Genomic DNA, 18,127 nt, shown 5'->3' with positions numbered 1-18,127 from the left:
ACGCAGCTCGCGCGGCGCGGGGTGTGGGCGATGGCGGAGCGTCTCAGCGGAGGGCCAGCAGGTGCGCGGCGGTGACCTCGTCGAGGACCACGTCGGTCGCGACGCCGGCCCGCAGCGCCGCACGCAGGGGGAGCGCCTTGCGGGAGCCGGAGGCCACGAGCAGGCGGCGCGGGATCCGGGCGAGCTGATCCGGTGAGGTGCCGGAGCCACGGGCGTTCATCGCGATGTCGCGGTAGCCGCCGTCGGCGCGCAGGAAGACAGTGCACACATCGCCCACCGCGCCGTCGGCCCGCAGCGAGTGGAGGTCCTCCTCGGTGAGGTAGTTGTGCGTGTAGACGTGGCTGGGCACCTCGGCGTCGAACGCCCCGACACTGAACACCGCGACCGTCGCCTGCTGCTGCACGTCCAGGACCCGCTGCACGGAGCGCTCTCGCCACATCGCCTCGCGGGTCGCGGGGTAGTCGAAGAAGGCGGGCACCGGGAACTGGTGCACGGTCGCATCCCAGCGGGTGGCCGCGCGGGCGAGCACGGTGGCGATGTAGGTCAGTCCCGAGCCCTCCACGTTGATCGCGCCGTTGAGCTGCACGATCCGCATCCCCGGCACCGGCCTCGTCCGGACCTTGCTGAGCAGAGCCGCCATGGTGGTGCCCCAGGCGATGCCCAGGGTGGTCCCGGGTTCCAGCATCTCGTCGAGCAGGGTCGCGCCGGTCTCGACGACCGTGTGCAGGCGCTCGCGCTCGTCCGCGCCTGTGCCCATCGGCACCACATGCGCCTGGACCCCGTACTGCCGAGCGATGCGCCGACCGAGCTCCTCCACCCGGTGCGCCTCCGGCGGGCGCAGCGAGATCTGCACCAGCCCGGCCGTACGGGCGTCGGCGAGCATGCGGGAGACGGTGGAGCGGGAGACGGACAGCGAGCCCGCGATCGCCTCCATCGTCTGGCCCTCGCCGTAGTACATCCGTGCAGCCGCGAACGCGGTTTCCAGGCGGCCCTCGGGGATCATGCACCCAGTGTTGCACGTTCGTGCATCCGGCTTGCATCAGCCTGCACGGAGGTTCCACGATGTCGGTGACGGGTGCCCGCAGGATGCGGCACCCGAAGACGTCACGGCAAAGGAGCACCCACGTGTCCGATCAGCAGCGGTCCGCCCTCACCCCGGCCAGCCGGGAGGAGCACCTCGCGCGTCTGCGTGCCGCGACCGCACAGGACCCGCTCGACGTGCTCGTCGTCGGCGGCGGGGTCAACGGGGCCGGGGCCGCTTTCGATGCTGCCACCCGCGGTCTCTCCGTCGGCCTCGTGGAATCTCACGACTGGGCCAGCGGCACCTCCTCGCGCTCCTCCAAGCTGATGCACGGCGGCCTGCGCTACCTGCAGATGCTCGACTTCAAGCTCGTCGCCGAAGCGCTGCGTGAGCGTGACCTGCTGATCCAGCACACGGCTCCGCACCTGGTGAAGCCCATCAAGTTCGTCTTCCCCTTCTTCAAGAAGGTCGTGGACCGTGCCTTCATCGGCTCCGGCGTGATGCTCTACGACGCGATGCAGTCCATCGGCCACAAGCGTGCCGTCCCCTTCCACCGCCACCTCCTGCACGACAAGATGCTCGAGGTCTTCCCGGGCCTGGACGGCGAGAAGGCCGTCGGCGCGCTCGAGTACTACGACGCGCAGATGGACGACGCCCGCTTCGTGATGATGCTGGTGCGCTCTGCCGCGCAGCATGACGCTGTGGTCGCCAACTACACCACCGTCGTGGACTACCTCCACGAGGGCACCCGCGTGATCGGTGCACGGATGCGCGACGAGGAGACCGGCGAGGAATTCGACGTCCACGCCAGGGAGACCATCCTCGCCAGCGGCGTCTGGACCCAGGAGCAGCAGGAGCTCGCCGGGGCCGATGCCGGACTCGAGGTGCTCGCCTCCAAGGGCATCCACATCGTCGTGGACCGCGAGCGGATCTCCGCCGTGCCGGACACCGGCATCATCACCCAGACCGAGAAGTCGGTCCTGTTCATCATCCCGTGGGACGAGTACTGGGTCATCGGCACCACCGACACCCCGTGGACCCAGGACCCACGTGACGTGGGCGCGACCAGCGACGACATCGAGTACGTGCTCGAGCACGCCAACGCCGTGCTCGCGGAGGACCTCGGCCGCGAGGACGTCATCGGCGTCTACTCCGGCCTGCGCCCGCTGCTGCAGCCGGTGAAGAAGGGCGCAGGCGGCTCCTCCTCGTCCACGAAGGTCTCCCGTGAGCACACCGTCATGGAGGTCGAGCCGGGGCTGTCCGCGATCGCGGGCGGGAAGTACACCACCTACCGGGTGATGGCCGAGGACGTCGTCGACTTCGCGATCAAGGACTCCCAGCCGGGCCGCCCCAGCCTGACCCGCTCGATCCCCGTCGTCGGCGCCCAGGGCTATGAGGCGCTCATGCGCGACAAGCAGGAGATCGGCCGACGCTACGGCCTCGACGAGATCCGGGTGGACCGGCTGCTGTTCCGCTACGGCGCCCTGCTGACCGATGTGCTCGCCCTGATCGATGAGGATCCCGCACTCGGGACGCCACTCGAGCACGCCCCGCGCTACCTGCGGGCCGAGATCCTGTACGCCGTGCGTGCCGAGGGCGCCCGCCACCTGGCCGATATCCTCCAGCGCCGCACCCGCCTGGACTATGAGACCCGCGACCGCGGCGTCGATGCGGCCGACGAGGTCGCCGCTCTCGTCGGCCCCGAGCTGGGCTGGGCCCAGGCCGAACGCGCCCGCGAGGTCGAGACCTACCGGGACTTCATCGCGGCCCGCCTGGACGGTGAACGCACCACCAGCGATGACGAGGCAGCGGCCCGCCTCGCCGACGTCCCGGAGGTGCCGTCCCGACACTGACCGATCCGGTGCCCGGAGACGAGATCCGGGTATTGCGTGGGGCGCGCAGAGTGTGCGTCCCGGCAGGGCTCCCCGCGAGCCCTGCGACCGGTTGATCGAGCTCCGCCTGTCGGGCCCCCGCTCCACGACGAGCGGCCGGGCCGGCGTCTCCCGTGCACCACGCTGCGCCCACCGACGCCGCAGCATGCCGGGGCAGGACCTCGATCAGCCGTATCCCGATCCGCATCGACGCGGATCGCTAAGGAGAACCACCCATGGAAACACTCGGAACCATCCTGGCCTCGGAGATCGCGGGCACCGCGATGCTCACGCTGCTGGGCGGCGGCGTGGTCGCCAACGCCATCCTGGGCAGGACCAAGGGCAACGGCGGCGGCTGGCTGATGATCAACTTCGGTTGGGGCCTCGCGGTCTTCGCCGGTGTGTGGGTCGCCTTCAAGACCGGTGCGCACCTGAACCCCGCAGTGACCATCGGCCTCGCCTCGAGCGGCGCGGCCGAGTACGCGCCGGGCATCCCGATCACGGTCGGCACCACGATCACCTACTTCGTGGCAGAGCTGATCGGTGCCTTCCTCGGCGCCGTGCTGGCCTGGCTCGCGTACAAGAACCACTACGACCAGGAGACGGACGCCGGCACCATCCTGGGTACCTTCTCCACGGGTGCGGAGATCCGCTCCCGCGGCTGGAATGTGGTCACGGAGATCATCGCGACCTTCGTGCTGGTGTTCGTGATCATCATGTTCGGCAACACCCCGCATGAGCTCGGCCCCCTCGCGGTCGCCCTGCTGGTGCTCGCCATCGGCGCCTCCCTCGGCGGGCCGACGGGCTATGCCATCAACCCCGCCCGAGACCTCGGGCCGCGCGTGGCGCACGCGATCCTCCCGATCAAGCACAAGGGCGGCAACGACTGGGGATACTCGTGGGTGCCGATCGTCGGCCCCATGATCGGCGGTACCCTCGCGGGCCTCGCCTCGATCCTCTACTTCTGAGCAGCACCTCTGTTCGAACCAGCAGTCTCGCGCCCGAGCGTGGCGCTGCGACCTCACGACCTCTCATCCACGACGAAGGAGTTCCGATGAACGACGAGACCATGTACATCATGTCGATCGACCAGGGCACCACCTCGACCCGAGCGATCATCTTCGACCACGCAGGCCAGATCGTCTCCAGCGGCCAGAAGGAGCACGAGCAGATCTTCCCGAAGTCCGGCTGGGTCGAGCACGACCCCAAGGAGATCTGGAAGAACACCCGCGACGTCGTCGGCCAGGCGCTCGTGGGCGCCGACATCAACCGTCACCAGCTCGCCGCCGTCGGCATCACCAACCAGCGCGAGACCGCCGTGGTGTGGGACAAGGCCACCGGCGAACCGGTCTACAACGCGATCGTCTGGCAGGACACCCGCACCCAGAATATCTGCAACGAGCTCGCGGGCGACGAGGGCGCCGACAAGTACAAGGAGCGCGTGGGTCTGCCCCTGGCGACCTACTTCTCCGGCCCCAAGGTGAAGTGGATCCTCGACAACGTCGAGGGCACCCGCGAGAAGGCGGAGGCCGGCGAGCTGCTGTTCGGCAACACCGACTCCTGGCTGCTGTGGAACCTCACCGGCGGCACGAACGGCGGTGTGCACGTCACCGACGTCACCAACGCCTCGCGCACGATGCTGATGAACATCGACACCCTGGACTGGAACGAGGACATCGCGAAGGACATGGGCATCCCGCTGTCCATGCTCCCGGAGATCAAGTCGTCCTCCGAGGTGTACGGCAAGGGTCGCAAGAACGACCTGCTCATCGACACCCCGATCGCGGGCATCCTCGGTGATCAGCAGGCTGCGACCTTCGGCCAGGCCTGCTTCGAGATCGGGATGGGCAAGAACACTTACGGCACCGGCAACTTCATGCTGGTCAACACCGGTGAGGAGCTGGTGCGCAGCGAGAACGGGCTGCTCACCACCGTCGCCTACAAGATCGGTGACAACAAGGCGGTCTACGCCCTCGAGGGCTCGGTCGCGGTGACGGGCTCGCTCGTGCAGTGGGTGCGGGACAACCTGGGCCTGATCAAGGACGCCCCGGAGATCGAGGATCTCGCCAAGGAGGTCGACGACAACGGCGGCCTGTTCATCGTCCCGGCCTTCTCGGGCCTGTTCGCCCCGCACTGGCGCTCCGACGCCCGCGGCGTGATGGTCGGCATGACCCGCTTCCACACCAAGCACCACATCGCCCGGGCCGTCCTGGAGGCCACCGCCTTCCAGTCCCGCGAGGTGCTGGACGCGATGGTCGCCGACGCGGAGGCCGACGGCGTCGAGCTCACCGAGCTCAAGGTCGACGGCGGCATGGTCATGAACGAGACCCTGATGCAGTTCCAGGCCGACATCCTCGGCGTGCCCGTGGTGCGTCCGCAGGTCATCGAGACCACCGCACTCGGTGCGGCCTACGCGGCCGGCATCGCGGTGGGCTTCTGGGACGGTGAGCAGGACGTCATCGACAACTGGTCCGAGGGCAAACGCTGGGAGCCCCAGATGGATGAGGAGACCCGCGACCGGTACATGCGCCTGTGGAAGAAGGCCGTCGAGCGCACCCTGGACTGGGTCGACGACGACACCGAGGCGCTGTACAGCTGACCCGCTGAGCACAGCGGAGTTGCACAGCCCTGTGCACGTGCTTTCCGATGGGAGCCGCGTGCGCAGGGCTGTCGTACACGGTCGACGCGCGGGGGTGACCCTTCGGTAGCAATCTGCTCGTGTGAGACCCTGGCGGGTGAGGTGGATCACGCTCCGCCACGCCGGAGGGCAGGGCCCGTTTCACAGTGCTGTGACCAGCAGGGTCGTCGACGATCCGTCGTCGATGCATGACTGCGATTCCCCCACCTCGGCAGTTCGCGGCGAGTACGGTCGGAGGGATCACCACCGACCCAGACGCCGTGCGGCGTTCCGTTGCCGCGCCGTGAGGTGCTGAGCAGGCGCGCCGAGCAGTCGTCCCGTCCCTGTCCCCACCTCCTCGCCTCCCCGCATCTGAGATCGGAGTCCTCCCATGGATCTCGCCTTCAAGCTCGTCGCACTGGCCGTCTACTTCCTCGCGATGATCGGCATCGGCATGTACGCCTTCCGCAAGACCAAGGGCGGTGAGGACTACATGCTCGGCGGGCGCCAGCTGCATCCGTTCGTCGCCGCCCTGTCCGCCGGCGCCTCCGACATGTCCGGCTGGCTGCTGATGGGCCTGCCGGGCGCGCTCTACATGAATGGTCTGGTCGAGGCGTGGATCGCCGTCGGCCTCACCGTCGGCGCCGGCCTGAACTGGTTCTTCGTGGCCCCTCGGCTGCGGCAGTACACGCAGATCGCCGGCAATTCGATCACCGTGCCGAGCTTCTTCGGCAACCGCCTCCACGACCGCACCAACGTTCTGCGGATTGCTGCGGGCCTGATCATCCTGGTGTTCTTCACCTTCTACGTCTCCTCGGGCATGGTCGCCGGCGGCGTGTTCTTCCAGTCGATGTTCGGCGGGCCCTATCTCACCGGCATGCTGCTGGTCGGCGGCGTCACCATCCTCTACACCCTGTTCGGCGGGTTCCTCGGCGCCAGCTATACGGATGTGGTCCAGGGCACGATCATGCTGGTCTCCCTGATCCTGGTGCCGGTCACCGCGATGTTCGTGGTTGGCGGACCGGCGCAGATGTTCGCCTCCGTGCGCGAGGTCAATGCCGACTTCGGCTCCATGACCTCCGGCGGCACCGCCATCGGCATCATCTCGGCGCTGGCCTGGGGCCTGGGCTACTTCGGCCAGCCGCACATCATCGTGCGCTTCATGGCGCTGCGCTCCTCGCGGGATGCCAAGTACGGCCTGGTCGTGGGCATGAGCTGGATGATCATCTGCGTGATCGGCGCCGTGTTCACCGCACTCGCCGGCCTGGCGTACTTCCAGCAGAACGCGGACGCGATCCTCACAGACACCAAGAACGGCGAGTCGGTGTTCCTGGACCTCTCGCAGCTGCTGTTCCATCCGCTGATCGCCGGCGTGCTGCTGGCTGCGGTGCTCGCAGCGATCATGTCCACCATCTCCTCACAGCTGATCGTCTCCAGCTCGGCGCTCATCGAGGACCTCATGGGCGGCATCGGTATCAGGCTCAGTGCCAAGGGCGCCCTGTGGGGCGGCCGCATCGGTGTGCTGGTGGTCTCGATCATCGCGGTGCTGCTGGCCCTGGACCCGGGCAGCTCCGTGCTCGGCCTGGTGGCCTTCGCCTGGGCCGGCTTCGGCGCCGCCTTCGGGCCGATCGTGCTCCTGTCGCTGTTCTGGCGTCGCCTCACCGCGGCCGGTGCCGCAGCGGGCATGGTCGCCGGTGCCGCGGTGGCCTTCGTCTGGGGACAGTTCTCCCCCGATGTCGCGTGGGGTCTGTTCGGCGAACAGCACCTGTACGAGATCATCCCCGGCTTCCTGGTCTGCCTCGTGCTCGCCGTCCTGGTCAGCATGATCACCCCTCAGCCGCCGGCGAAGGCGATGGAGGAGTTCGACGACATGCTCGAATCCTTGGCCAGCGGTGAGGCCCGCGACCGCAGCGCGGAGGCGGCCGGGGCCGCACCCGCCGCCGATACCACGGGCACCACCGGCACCGTCTGAGCCGCAGGGAGCACCGGGCCACCACGTCCGAGGTGCGCTCCCGCTTGAGGCCATGCGGCCGCGATGGATCGGACGATTCCGAGCCAGATCTTCCACATTTTGGCTCGGAATCGTCCGATCGCGGGTGCGGGTGCGGGTGCGGGTGCGGGTGCCGGGTGCCGGGTGCGGGTTCGGGTGCGGGGTGCGGCAGTGCGCCCGGGCCGGGTCAGCCGCCGAAGAGCAGCTCTGTCTCCGGCCCGCGCACCCCGGGTCGCACTGCGAACAGCGATCCGGCCGCCGGATCCTCCCCGTCGGGCAGGTTCTCGCGGCTGGTGGTGATGAACAGGGTCGACCTGTCCGCGCCGCCGAAGGTGCAGGCGGTGACCTGACGGGCGTCCACCGAGATCTTCTCGGCCACCGCGCCGTGCTCGTCGAGGCCGAGCACCTGACTGCCCGAGTGCATCGCCACCCACACCCGGCCCTCGGCATCGAGGCAGAGGCCGTCGGGATGGCCGTCCTCGCCGCTCAGATCGGCGAAGGGCCGACGCTCCACCAGCCCGTCCTCGTCGGACCAGTCGAAGAGATCCACCCGGCCCGTCGGGGTGTCGACGTAATAGGCGTGGGTGCCGTCGGCCGTGAACGCGAGACCGTTGGAGATCGTCAGATCACCGAACTCACGGGTGGTGGTGCCGTCGGGTCGCAGCCGCCACATCGCGGCCGCACCCTGCGGAGCTCCGTAGCCCATCGTGCCGCACAGGAACGAGCCGTCCGGGGCGATGGCCCCCTCGTTCATCCGTACCGGCTCGTCCCACAGGTCTGGCAGCGGCTCGATCGAGCCATCGGCGTCCTCGAGCCCGAAGCCCTTCTCGAGCGCGAGCACGGCGCCGCCGCTCGAGGCCGGACGCACACAGGCGACCACCGAGCTCGGGGCCGGGAAGCGGGTCACCTCGCCACCGGGGCCGTCCGCCAGCAGGGGCGCGCCGCCGGCCCGGACCGATCCCTCCGGGCCCAGGTGCATGATGTCCCCGGCGAGCATGTCCACCCAGCGCAGGCCGCCCCAGGTGTCGGACCAGTACGGTCCCTCGGCGTGATGGCAGATCGAATCGGTGATGCGTTCGGCGTGCATGGGACCCTCCAGTTCCGCGGGGTGATGCAGAGCGCCGACGAGCAGCTCGTCGGTCCGGCCCACCGTACGCGGGGTCCGCGCGTGGCGGGCGATGATGCCGGCGTCGGCCCGACCCTCCACCGGGGCGAGTCGAGGCACGGCGCCCGGACTCGCGCAAACCCGGACTCGCGCAAACCCGGACTCGTGCAAACCCGGACTTGCGCAAACGTGACCCGGAACTCCCTGCAGTGCCCATAATGGGGTCCACCGCCGGCACCGAGGCCGGTGGGACGCTTCCTCCCTGACCGAATGAGCTCCTCATGACCGATTCCCCGAATCGGGTCCCGGGTGCAGATACCCCGCGGGCCCTGGTTCCGGAGGCCGCCGGCCGCGCCCAGGCATCGACGGGCAGGCCCCCGCTGCGACGCCGCCGGATGAGCCGACGAGCGCGGCGCGACGCCCTCGTGTTCCTCGCCTTCGCCGCCCCGAACCTGGTGCTGATCGCGATGTTCACCTACCGTCCCCTGATCCTGAACATCCAGTACTCGATGCTGGACTGGACGCTGGGCTCGCGCACCGCGACGTTCATCGGGCTGGGCAACTACGTCGAATTCTTCACCTCCGAGGAGGGCCTGACGAGCCTGCGGATCACCGTGATCTTCACCCTGGTCACCGTGGGCGGCGCGATGGTGCTGGGACTGCTGATCGCGCTCGCGCTGAACATCAACATCCCCGGCCGCACCCTCGCCCGCTCGGCGGTCTTCGCTCCCTACGTGCTCTCCGGCGTCGGTGTGGGCCTGGTGTGGCTGTTCATCTTCGACCCGAACTTCGGGGCGCTGGGATGGATCCTGCGCCAGCTGGGCATGGGGAGCCCGCAGTGGTTCCTGGACCCGGACATGTCGCTGGTCATGGTGATGATCGTGTACGTCTGGAAGAACCTCGGGTACTGCGCGATCGTCTACCTCGGCGGGCTGCAGTCTCTGCCGCAGGACGTCATGCACGCCGCCCAGCTCGACGGCGCGGGTGCGGCTCGCCGCTTCTTCAGCATCTCGATCCCGCTGCTGTCGCCCACCACGTTCTTCCTGCTGATCACCACCACCCTGAACAGCCTGCAGGCCTTCGACCTGCTGCGGATCATGACGCCCACCGGGCGTGGCACCAACACGATGATCTTCGAGTCCTACCTGCAGGCGTTCGGCGGCTACTCCCGGGCCGGCTATTCGGCCACGATCTCAGTGCTCCTGTTCGTCATCCTGATCGTGATGACCGTCGCCCAGATCATGTTCGTCGAGCGGAAGGTGCACTACGCATGAGCACGCCCACCCTTCCCCGCCCCGAGCAGGCGACCATGGACCGGCCCGCACCGAAGCCCCGGAAGAACGGCCCGTTCACCCGGGTCAACCTGGTCTCCACGATCACCGCCGGCTATCTGCCGCTGATCCTGGCGACCGTGGTGATGGTGCTGCCGCTGCTGTGGATGATGATCAGCTCCTTCAAGGCGCCGCACGAGATCCTCTCCACCGACCTGGTGGTGCTGCCCGAGAGCCCGTCGCTCGCGAACTACGAAGCCGCCTGGAACTCGGTGCCGATCCCGCGGTTCTTCCTGAACTCGGTCATCGTGACCACGATCGGGTCGAGCATCAAGGTGCTGCTGGCGGTCTTCACCGCCTATGCGCTGGTCTTCGTGCGCTTCCCCTTCAAGCGCGTCATCTTCGTGCTGATCCTGGTCGCACTGATGGTGCCGCCGCAGGTCTCGATCCTCCCCAACTACGTGCTGATCGCCGGGCTCGGAGGGGTGAACACCTACTGGGGGATCATCTTGCCGGGCCTCGGCACCGCCTTCGGAACGTTCCTGCTGCGCCAGTACTTCCTCACCATCCCGCCGACGATGATCGAGGCCGCCGAGATCGACGGCGCCGGGCATCTGCGCACCCTGCGGTCCGTGGTGGTGCCGATCTCGGTGCCGACCGTGGCCACAGTCGCCCTGGTCACGATCGTCACCGAGTGGAACGACTACATCTGGCCCCTGATCATCACCTCCGATGCCAGCCGGATGACCCTGCCCGTGGGGCTCACCGCCCTGCAGAACTCCGAGGGCAACACCGGCTCCGGCTGGGGCATCCTCATGGCCGGCACGGTCCTGGTGATCGCCCCGGTCCTGATCGTCTTCGCGATGCTGCAACGGCACATCGTCTCCGGCCTCACCCAAGGCAGCGTGACCGGCTGACGCGCCCGCGTCCGTCCACCACCCCTGAAAGGACCATGTCCCATGACCAGTTCACTTCACCTTCCGCGCGGGTTCAGCCGACGCTCCCTGCTCGGCCTCGGTGTCGCCGGTGCCGGGGCATTGGGCCTCGCCGCCTGCGGCGGCGGCCCTGAGGTCGGCGGTGGCGGCGGCGGTGCCGGCGGCGGCGAGGAGCTCGACCTCGACTTCTCCGGTGTCGAGCCCGCCAAGAAGATCGACTTCTGGACCAACCACCCCGGTGGCTCCCAGGAGGTCGAGGCGCAGCTGCTCGCCGCCTTCACCGAGGAGACCGGCATCGAGGTCAACCACGTGACGGCGGGCTCGAACTACGAGGAGATCGCCCAGCGCTTCCAGACCGCGCAGGCCGCGAACTCCGGGCTTCCCGCCGTGGTGGTGCTCTCGGACGTCTGGTGGTTCCGGTACTTCCTCAACGGCAACGTCATCCCGATCGACTCCCTCGTCGAGCAGCTCGAGATCGACCTGTCCGACTACCGGGACTCGCTGGTCCAGGATTACCAGTACGACGACCAGCAGTGGGCCCTGCCCTATGGCCGCTCCACGCCGCTGTTCTACTACAACAAGGACCACTTCTCCGCCGCCGGGCTGCCCGACCGCGCCCCGGAGACCTGGAGCGAGTTCGAGGAGTGGGCGCCGAAGCTCACCGAGTCCGAGACTGCGTATATGTACCCCGACCTCGCCGGCTACGCAGGCTGGACCCTGCAGAACGTGCTGTGGGGCCAGGATGCCGCATGGTCCGACGAGTGGACGATCACCTGCGCAGAGCCGGCAGCCGTCGAAGCCCTGCAGTGGGTGCAGGACTCGGTGTTCTCCAAGGGCTGGGCACAGGTCGCCTCGAGCGACTCGGCCGACACCTTCGCCGCCAGGGTGTGCTCCTCGACCATCGCCTCCACCGGCTCGCTGGTGGGGGTGCTCGAGTCCGCGACCTTCGACGTCGGCGTGGGCTTCCTGCCCGGCGGGTCCGTGGACGGGCCGGTCTGCCCCACCGGCGGCGCCGGGCTCGGAATCCCGGCCGCGGTGACCAAGGAGGAGCAGCTCGCCGGGGCCATGCTGATGGAGTTCATGGGCCGACCGGAGAGCACCGTCGCGTTCTCCGCCGCCACCGGCTATATGCCGATCCGCAAGAGCGCGGACCTCACCGAGCTCACCGCTGAGACCCCGCAGATCCAGCTCGCGGTCGACCAGCTGGACGTCACCAAGCCCCAGGACTTCGCCCGCGTGTTCCTGCCTGGCGCGGACCAGGAGATGGCCGAGGCCATCGCCTCCGTCGTCACCACCGAGGGCGATGTCCAGGAGGCGATGGACGGGCTCAAGGAGACCCTCGAGGGGATCTACACCAAGGAGATCCAGCCCAAGCTCGAGGGATGAGCCACCGGCGGGGACGGGGGCCGGATCCACGGTGCCCGGCCCGCTGGGGGCCCTGCCTGCCTCAGCCCCGCTGTATCCGGGCCAGGGCGTGGGTGATCTCCCGGGTGGCCGGGTAGAGCTCGCGGTAGAGCCGGTTCAGCTCGTCGTACCGGGCACGGTGCGCCGGATTCGGGACGCACCGATGGTCGGTGCGGTTCCAGGTGCTGGTCTCCACGCCGTGGGCGAGGCGGGCGGCCAGCATCGCGCCGCCGTAGGAGGCGCCGACGGTGCTGCGGGGGATCTGCTGGGTCAGCCCCGTGACGTCGGAGACGATCTGGGGCCACAGGTCGTGCTGGGTGCCGCCGCCCACCGCCATCACCCGGCCCGGGGTCAGGCCCGCCGCCTCGAGCGTCTCCAGGTGATGGCGGACCCCGTAGGCCACCGCCTCGAGCGTCGCGCGGTACAGGTCCCCGCGGGTGTGGGAGAGGGTCAGCCCCGCGACCACGCCGCGCGCGTCGGGGTCGGCGATGGGGGAGCGCTCGCCGGCGAAGTACGGGAGCATCACCAGGCCTCCCGCGCCCGGGCCGCTGCGCTCGGCCTCCGCGAGGAGCCCCGGGAAATCCGCTCCGCCGGTGAGCTCCCGCAGCCAGCCGGTGATGGCCCCGGAGGCGGCCATGCCGCCCGCCAGGCTCGACGAGCCGGGGGTCACCCCCGGGGTGGACCAGAGCGTGCGGCTGGCCAACGGCTCGGGGGTCGTGGCCAGCAGGAGCGTGGTGGTCCCGTACATCAGCATCAGGTCCCCGGGCTCGGTGGCGCCGACGCTCACCGCCTCCGCCCACGCATCGATCGTCCCGCTGAGCACCGGGATGCCTGCCGGCAGGCCGGGGACCAGCGCGGCGACCTGCGGGTCCAGGGAACCGGCGGCCTCGCCCGCCCAGCGCAGCTCCGGCAGCTCGATGCCGGGGGCGACGTGCTGCGACCAGTCGATGTCGGTGCTGCCGTGCCCGGACCGGGAGGAATGCCATTCCTGCTGGCGCAGGCAGTACAGCGGGGCTGTCTGGCTCGCGCTGACATGATCCATCACGTACTGCCCGGTCAGTCGGAACGCGAGATACGAGGCGGGCATGAACAGGCGCCGAGCGCGGGCGTAGAGCTCGGGCTCGTGCTCGGCGACCCAGGTGATCTTCGGCCCCGCGGACTGTGCGGTGAGGACCACGCCGCAGTGGGCGAGGATCTCCTCCTGGCCGAGCACATGGGTGAGGGACCTGATCTGCTGCTCGGCGCGGGAGTCGACGCCGTAGAGGATCGCCGGCCGCACCGGGATCCCCTGCTCATCGGTGAGCACCACGCAGGGCCCCATCCCCGAGAGCCCGATCGCGGACACCTCGAGGCCTGCCGTCCGGGCGGCGGAGGTGAGGGATCGGGCGATCGAGACGAACTCGTCCCACCAGGTCTCCGCGTCCATCTCCACCTGGCCGGGAGCAGGGCGGCGCACCTCGTGCCCGCGCACCTCGGTGCGCAGGATGGTCCCGTCGAGAGCGACCAGCACCCCTTTCGTGCTCGAGGTGCCGACGTCGATCCCGAGCACTGCGTTCGCGTGTCCGACACTCGCGCCCGCGCCAGCCCCAGCGCCCGTGCCTGCCGCAGCCCCAGCACCCGCCGCAGTTCCTGCACCAGCAGCCATTCGTCGTCTCGCCTCCCGTTCGGAACGGAGTCCGGTCCGAATTCTGTCGTCGGCCGCGCCGATGCTCGCCCCGCGCTCTATCCTGCCATCGAGGCCTCCCCTCGCCGGAGGGGGTCCGAGCCTGAGCTCGAGCAGCACTCGGGCTGCGCTCGCGGCGTGCACCCGCAGCACACTCGAGGCGAGCATCCGCAGCGAACTCGAGGCTTGCACCCACGACAAATGTGCGGAACTATTGTTCCCACGTGGCGATGACGGCACTGCGCTGCCGACCCCTCGCGGTCGCAGGCCCGCACCCTCTGTCACGCCCGAGCCATGGAGTATGGCTCGGCCTCATGGGACAGGAGTGACGCCATGCTCGAGACGTCGATGGACATGCAGCTGCTGCATCGCGCCGCCACCGCCTACTATCTCGACGGTCAGCGCCAGGCCGAGGTCGCCGAGCGGATCGGGGTCTCCCGCCCGTCCATCAGCAAGCTGCTCGCCGAGGCGCGCCGGATCGGCATGGTGCGCTTCGAGGTGCTGGACGTGCCCACGGTCGACCTCACCGAGCTCGCCGAACGGCTGCGCGACCTGCTGGGCATCGACTCGGTCCGGATCGCCCCGGGGGACCAGGTGCAGCGCGAGTTCCGCGGCATCGGCGACCTGCTGGGGGAGGAGCTGCGCAGCCTCGAGATCCAGGAAGGAGAGATCGTGCTGCTCTCCTCCGGAAAGACGATCCACGCCGTGGCCGGCATGGGCGGGATGCCGCGCATGCCGGGGGCGCGCATCGTCCCCACCGTCGGCGGTCAGCAGGAGCCGGACCCCTCCTTCCAGACCAACGAGACGGTCCGGCGCTTCGCCGACCGCACCGGGGCGGAGCCCCGCTTCATCTTCGCTCCCGCGCTGACCAGCCCCACCCTCTGGGCGTCGCTGCAGGAGGATCCCGGATTCCGCTCGGTGGTGGACCTCTGGGACGAGGCCCGCGTGGCCGTGGTCGGCATCGGCGCCCCCTATGACGGCCGCGCCAGCCTCACCTCCGTGGTCCCGCGCCATGAGCCCGCGCTCGCGACAGCGGCCGGGGATGTGTGCCTCCACTTCTTCGACGAGGACGGCGCAACCCTCACCTTCCCCGGTGCCGAGTTCCTGGTCCGGCTCCCGCTCGAGACGCTGCGCGCGATCCCCACCACGATCGCCCTGGCCGCCGGCTGCGAGAAGGCGCCCTCCATCCGTGCCGGGGCGAAGACGGGGATGTTCAGCTCGCTGATCACCGACGTGCCGACGGCCGAGGCCGTGCTCGTCGACGCCGGGGTCGACCCGCGCGGCGGAGCGCCGGGCCGCTGACCCGCCCGTCGCCCATGCGGTGACGGGCCGGGCTGTTGGGCTGCCTGTCGGCGCGCGCGGTGACGTGTCGGCCGCAGGCCGCTGCTGGACGACGGGTGCGGCATCCCGCGCATGCCCCTTGAGATGAGACACGGTTCACGCACTAGCCCGAGGGCGCTTGCTGACCAGCGGTGATGCGAGATGACCAGGTCGAGAACATCGGTGTCTCCCGCTCCGGAACATTTGTTCTTGACGATTGTTCCCGGGGTGCTTAGAGTGGAACTCGGACGGGCGCCCCGCGGTGTCATCGATGACGCACCCTCGGCCCCGAGGTCGGCCTCGCGCCGGCCCGCTCAGCCGGGGCCGACCCGGAACGTATCGAAGGAGATGTGCCGAGATGACCGAGATCCCGAAGACCATGCAGGCCGTCGTCATGCATGCGCCCGAGGACTACCGACTCGAAGAACGCGCAGTGCCCACCCCCGCGGCCGACGAGCTGCTGATCCGGGTGGAGGCCGTCGGCGTCTGCGCGAGCGACCTCAAGGCCTACGCCGGCGCCGCCAAGTTCTGGGGCGACGAGAACCGCGAGCGCTGGGTCCAGCCCGGCATCATCCCCGGCCACGAGATCACCGGCGAGGTCGTCTCCGGCTCCGAGGAGGCCCTGGCCAAGCACGGCGCGGCCCTCGGGCAGCGCATCGTGGTCGAGCAGATCGTCCCCTGCGGCGAGTGCATGTACTGCCAGCGCGGCTGGTACTGGATGTGCGACCCGCACGACATGTTCGGCTTCAAGAGCTTCAACGGCGGTATGGCCGAGTTCATGATCGTGCCCCCGCTGGCCCGCGTGCACACGATCTCCAAGGAGATCGCCCCCCAGCACGCCGCCTACGCCGAGCCGCTGTCCTGCTCGATGCACGCCGTGGAGCGCGCCGAGCTGCAGTTCGACGACGTCGTGGTCATCGCGGGCGCCGGCCCGATCGGCCTTGGCGCGATCATCGGCGCCGCCCACAAGAACCCCAAGCTCGTGATCGCCCTCGACTTCGACGACGACAAGCTCGAGCTCGCCAGGAAGTGCGGCGCCGACCTCACCCTGAACCCCTCGAAGGTGGACCTCGACGCGGAGATCCGCGCGCTCACCGGAGGCTACGGCGCGGACGTCTACATCGAGTGCACCGGCCACCCCAGCGCCGTCCCGCAGGGCCTGAACCTGCTGCGCAAGCTCGGCACCTTCGTCGAGTACTCCGTGTTCAAGGAGCCGGTCTCCGTGGACTGGTCGATCATCTCCGACGACAAGGAGCTCGACGTGCGCGGCGCGCACCTGGGCCCCCACACCTGGCCCGCCGCCATCAAGATCATCGAGAAGGGCGACCTCCCGCTCGACGAGATCTGCACCCACCAGTTCGCGCTCGCGGACTTCCAGCAGGCTCTCGACTCGGTCGCCGACTCCGCCGGCGCCTCCGTGAAGGTCTCGATCCTCCCCGGCCTCTGATCCCGCCCGGACTCTGATCCGCCCGAGATCGCGCCCCACGTGACGGCCGACGCCGACCGCGCCGTCGGCCGTCACGTGCCGCCCTCCCCTCAGCACACAGGAGTGCCCGCATGAGTTCCGCATCCACCTCGACGGCCAGCAGCCCCGCCGTCCCCGCCCCCGGCTCCGCCCAGGAGACCTTCCTGGACCGCCTCGGCATCCCCCACGTCCTGCGCTGGGGCTTCCTCGGCGTGCTCGTCTTCATGACCGGCAACGGCGTGGAGACCAACTTCGTCTCCCCGCACATGGCCAACGTGTTCGGCGGTGGCGACGACATGATCAACCTCGCCGCCACGGTCATCACCTTCTACGCGCTGGCCACCCTGATCGGCTCCTATCTCGCCGGCGCCCTCTCGGACCTCTGGGGCCCGCGCAAGGTGATGCTGCTGGGCGTCATCGTGTGGGTGGTGTTCCAGGCGGCCTTCGTCGGCGCCCTCGCGACCGAGTCGGTGCCGCTGATCTTCCTGACCTACATGGTCCGCGGCTTCGGCTTCCCGCTGTTCGCCTTCGCCTTCCTGGTGTGGGTCAACGCGGTCTCCCCGAAGGAGCGCGCCGGCGCCGCCGTCGGCTGGTTCTACGTCATGTTCACCGGTGGCATGCCCACCATCGGCTCCCTGGTCGCGATCGGCATGATCCCCGCCTTCGGCGGTGGGCTGCTCGGTGAGCGCTGGGCCATGGTCGCCTCGACCGCGATCGTGATCGCCGGCTTCCTGATCGCCTACCTCGGGGTGCGTGAGGAGCACGGCGACCGCCGCCTCGCCCCCGCCGGCGAGAGCAGCCGCCAGGTCATCCTCTCGGGCGTGGTGCTCTCGCTGAAGAACAAGCGCGTGATGATGGGCTTCCTGACCCGCCTGATCAACACCGCCCCGCAGTTCGGCATGTTCATCATCCTGCCCACCGTGATCGCCGAGACCCTGGGCTGGGGACAGTCCCGCTGGCTGCTGATGACCTCGATCGTCTTCGCCGGCAACATCCTGTTCAACGCGGCCTTCGGCGCCCTCGGCGACAAGATCGGCTGGACCACCACGGTGCGCTGGTTCGGGATCGTCGGCTCCGCGATCGGCCTGCTGCTGTGGTGGTACGTGCCGCACTGGGTCCCGGCCGGCTCCGACTGGGGCTTCGTGGTCTCCGTCATCGCGGGCACCGTCTTCGGCATCCTGCTGGCCGGCTTCGTGCCGCTCGGCGCGATCATGCCCGCACTGGCACCGGACCACAAGGGTGCCGCGATGGCGATGTACACCACCGCGGCCGGCGGCGCGACCTTCCTCGGCTCCGCCGTGGTCGCCGTGGTGCGGCCCTGGGGCGGGAACGTCGGCGTGGTCTGGTCCTTCGTGGCCCTCTACGTCCTCGCCTTCCTGATGACCTTCGCGCTGAAGGTCGATCAGCCCCGTATCGGCAAGAAGGACATCGCCGCCGCCGAGGCCTGAGCATGAGCGCCCGGGGA

The 18,127-nt window shown here is 69.4% G+C and carries 13 protein-coding genes; 10 read left to right on the top strand and 3 right to left on the bottom strand.

Features of this window, described 5'->3' with window-relative positions:
* Positions 1-43: 43 nt before the first annotated feature.
* Entirely contained in the window at positions 44-1,003 is a 960-nt protein-coding gene (locus ACT3T9_RS05305) for a sugar-binding transcriptional regulator (RefSeq protein WP_441444534.1), read from the bottom strand.
* Between the two features lie 122 nt (positions 1,004-1,125).
* Here ACT3T9_RS05305 and ACT3T9_RS05300 point away from each other — a divergent pair, with 122 nt between their 5' ends.
* The 4 genes from ACT3T9_RS05300 to putP all read left to right on the top strand — a co-directional run bounded on the left by ACT3T9_RS05300 (position 1,126) and on the right by putP (position 7,481).
* Positions 1,126-2,874 carry a glycerol-3-phosphate dehydrogenase/oxidase gene (locus ACT3T9_RS05300; protein ID WP_444606103.1) on the top strand — a complete coding sequence of 583 codons (1,749 nt, stop codon included), beginning with the start codon at positions 1,126-1,128 and terminating at the stop codon, positions 2,872-2,874.
* 254 nt (positions 2,875-3,128) lie between these two features.
* Entirely contained in the window at positions 3,129-3,860 is a 732-nt protein-coding gene (locus ACT3T9_RS05295; protein ID WP_444606102.1) for an MIP/aquaporin family protein, read from the top strand.
* An 86-nt stretch (positions 3,861-3,946) separates the two neighbouring features.
* Positions 3,947-5,491: a glycerol kinase GlpK gene (gene glpK / locus ACT3T9_RS05290; RefSeq protein WP_299303106.1), complete on the top strand. Its 1,545-nt coding sequence runs from the start codon at positions 3,947-3,949 to the stop codon at positions 5,489-5,491.
* Positions 5,492-5,900: 409 nt separating this feature from the next.
* The gene (gene putP / locus ACT3T9_RS05285) at positions 5,901-7,481 is read left to right on the top strand and encodes a sodium/proline symporter PutP (RefSeq protein ID WP_444606101.1); all 1,581 of its coding nucleotides are present in this window, start codon (positions 5,901-5,903) and stop codon (positions 7,479-7,481) included.
* 205 nt (positions 7,482-7,686) lie between these two features.
* Here putP and ACT3T9_RS05280 read toward each other — a convergent pair whose 3' ends face one another.
* Positions 7,687-8,586 carry an SMP-30/gluconolactonase/LRE family protein gene (locus ACT3T9_RS05280; protein ID WP_444606100.1) on the bottom strand — a complete coding sequence of 300 codons (900 nt, stop codon included), beginning with the start codon at positions 8,584-8,586 and terminating at the stop codon, positions 7,687-7,689.
* A 299-nt stretch (positions 8,587-8,885) separates the two neighbouring features.
* On the opposite strand from ACT3T9_RS05280, the gene ACT3T9_RS05275 reads away from it, so the two are divergent.
* The 3 genes from ACT3T9_RS05275 to ACT3T9_RS05265 are packed head-to-tail and all read left to right on the top strand — an operon-like array spanning position 8,886 to position 12,196.
* The gene (locus tag ACT3T9_RS05275) at positions 8,886-9,878 is read left to right on the top strand and encodes a carbohydrate ABC transporter permease (RefSeq protein WP_441444528.1); all 993 of its coding nucleotides are present in this window, start codon (positions 8,886-8,888) and stop codon (positions 9,876-9,878) included.
* Positions 9,875-10,792 carry a carbohydrate ABC transporter permease gene (locus tag ACT3T9_RS05270; RefSeq protein ID WP_441444527.1) on the top strand — a complete coding sequence of 306 codons (918 nt, stop codon included), beginning with the start codon at positions 9,875-9,877 and terminating at the stop codon, positions 10,790-10,792. The genes ACT3T9_RS05275 and ACT3T9_RS05270 overlap by 4 nt, the downstream gene beginning before the upstream one ends.
* A gap of 42 nt (positions 10,793-10,834) precedes the next feature.
* The gene (locus ACT3T9_RS05265; protein WP_444606099.1) at positions 10,835-12,196 is read left to right on the top strand and encodes an ABC transporter substrate-binding protein; all 1,362 of its coding nucleotides are present in this window, start codon (positions 10,835-10,837) and stop codon (positions 12,194-12,196) included.
* A 61-nt stretch (positions 12,197-12,257) separates the two neighbouring features.
* On the opposite strand, the gene ACT3T9_RS05260 is transcribed toward ACT3T9_RS05265, so the two are convergent.
* The gene (locus ACT3T9_RS05260; protein ID WP_444606098.1) at positions 12,258-13,763 is read right to left on the bottom strand and encodes an FGGY-family carbohydrate kinase; all 1,506 of its coding nucleotides are present in this window, start codon (positions 13,761-13,763) and stop codon (positions 12,258-12,260) included.
* Between the two features lie 447 nt (positions 13,764-14,210).
* Here ACT3T9_RS05260 and ACT3T9_RS05255 point away from each other — a divergent pair, with 447 nt between their 5' ends.
* The 3 genes from ACT3T9_RS05255 (at position 14,211) to ACT3T9_RS05245 (ending at position 18,110) form a co-directional block, all read left to right on the top strand.
* Positions 14,211-15,179 (top strand): sugar-binding transcriptional regulator, encoded by a 969-nt coding sequence (locus tag ACT3T9_RS05255; RefSeq protein WP_441444524.1) that lies wholly within the window; start codon positions 14,211-14,213, stop codon positions 15,177-15,179.
* A gap of 376 nt (positions 15,180-15,555) precedes the next feature.
* Positions 15,556-16,644 carry a zinc-binding dehydrogenase gene (locus ACT3T9_RS05250; protein ID WP_441444523.1) on the top strand — a complete coding sequence of 363 codons (1,089 nt, stop codon included), beginning with the start codon at positions 15,556-15,558 and terminating at the stop codon, positions 16,642-16,644.
* A gap of 110 nt (positions 16,645-16,754) precedes the next feature.
* Positions 16,755-18,110, top strand: a complete 1,356-nt coding sequence (locus ACT3T9_RS05245) for an RbtT/DalT/CsbX family MFS transporter (protein ID WP_441444522.1) — start codon at positions 16,755-16,757, stop codon at positions 18,108-18,110.
* Positions 18,111-18,127: the final 17 nt, after the last annotated feature.

The organism is Brachybacterium sp. AOP29-B2-41, from assembly GCF_052378395.1.
Taxonomy (GTDB): domain Bacteria; phylum Actinomycetota; class Actinomycetes; order Actinomycetales; family Dermabacteraceae; genus Brachybacterium.
This window is presented reverse-complemented; position numbering and strand designations above follow the sequence as displayed.

What these genes read in the sequence shown, in the direction of transcription:
- ACT3T9_RS05305 (WP_441444534.1), bottom strand. Translation starts at nt 1,003, where the DNA reads ATGATCCCCGAGGGCCGCCTGGAAACCGCGTTCGCGGCTGCACGGATG.
- ACT3T9_RS05295 (WP_444606102.1), top strand. Translation starts at nt 3,129, where the DNA reads ATGGAAACACTCGGAACCATCCTGGCCTCGGAGATCGCGGGCACCGCG.
- glpK (WP_299303106.1), top strand. Translation starts at nt 3,947, where the DNA reads ATGAACGACGAGACCATGTACATCATGTCGATCGACCAGGGCACCACC.
- putP (WP_444606101.1), top strand. Translation starts at nt 5,901, where the DNA reads ATGGATCTCGCCTTCAAGCTCGTCGCACTGGCCGTCTACTTCCTCGCG.
- ACT3T9_RS05280 (WP_444606100.1), bottom strand. Translation starts at nt 8,586, where the DNA reads ATGCACGCCGAACGCATCACCGATTCGATCTGCCATCACGCCGAGGGA.
- ACT3T9_RS05275 (WP_441444528.1), top strand. Translation starts at nt 8,886, where the DNA reads ATGACCGATTCCCCGAATCGGGTCCCGGGTGCAGATACCCCGCGGGCC.
- ACT3T9_RS05270 (WP_441444527.1), top strand. Translation starts at nt 9,875, where the DNA reads ATGAGCACGCCCACCCTTCCCCGCCCCGAGCAGGCGACCATGGACCGG.
- ACT3T9_RS05265 (WP_444606099.1), top strand. Translation starts at nt 10,835, where the DNA reads ATGACCAGTTCACTTCACCTTCCGCGCGGGTTCAGCCGACGCTCCCTG.
- ACT3T9_RS05255 (WP_441444524.1), top strand. Translation starts at nt 14,211, where the DNA reads ATGCTCGAGACGTCGATGGACATGCAGCTGCTGCATCGCGCCGCCACC.
- ACT3T9_RS05250 (WP_441444523.1), top strand. Translation starts at nt 15,556, where the DNA reads ATGACCGAGATCCCGAAGACCATGCAGGCCGTCGTCATGCATGCGCCC.
- ACT3T9_RS05245 (WP_441444522.1), top strand. Translation starts at nt 16,755, where the DNA reads ATGAGTTCCGCATCCACCTCGACGGCCAGCAGCCCCGCCGTCCCCGCC.